The 472-nt window shown below is 54.7% G+C and carries 1 protein-coding gene; it reads left to right on the top strand.

Annotated elements, in window-relative coordinates; translation table 11 throughout:
* Nucleotides 1-472: hypothetical protein (locus IB248_RS32450; protein ID WP_192242254.1), on the top strand; the 472-nt coding region annotated here is incomplete at both ends.

The raw sequence follows: 472 nt of genomic DNA, 5'->3' as shown, positions 1-472 counted from the left end.
AGAAGGGGAGGAGAAAAGAGGGGAAGAGAAGGAGGGAGAAAGAGGAAGAAGACGACGTTGTGAAGGGAAAGGGAAGAGAAGGGAGGAGGAAGGAGGAGGGGGGAAGGGGGAAAGGGGAGAAAGAAGAAGAAGGAAAAAAGAGAGAGAAGAGGGAGAGGAGAAGAAGAAGAGGAAGAGAAAGAGGAAAAGAAGAGAGAGGAGAGGAAGAGGAGAAGGAGGAGGAGGGAGGAAGAGGAAAGAAGGAGAGAGGGAAGAAGGGGAGGGGGAGGAAGAGAGAGGAAAGGAAGGGAGGAGGAGGGGGAGAGAAAAGAAGGGGGAGAAGAGAGGAAGAAAGAAAAGGAGGGGGAGGAGAGGAAAAGAAAGAAGGAGAGAGGGAGAGGGGGGAAAGAGGCGCGGAAAAGGCGAGAGCCGTGAGGAAAGGAAAGGGAAAGAAGGGACCAGGTCAGGAGCAGCGGATCGGCCTCCGCCGAGC

The organism is Rhizobium sp. RHZ01, assembly GCF_014851595.1.
GTDB lineage: Bacteria > Pseudomonadota > Alphaproteobacteria > Rhizobiales > Rhizobiaceae > Rhizobium > Rhizobium altiplani.
The sequence above is the reverse complement of the archived record's forward strand: the minus strand, read 5'-3'. Positions and strand labels throughout refer to the sequence as shown.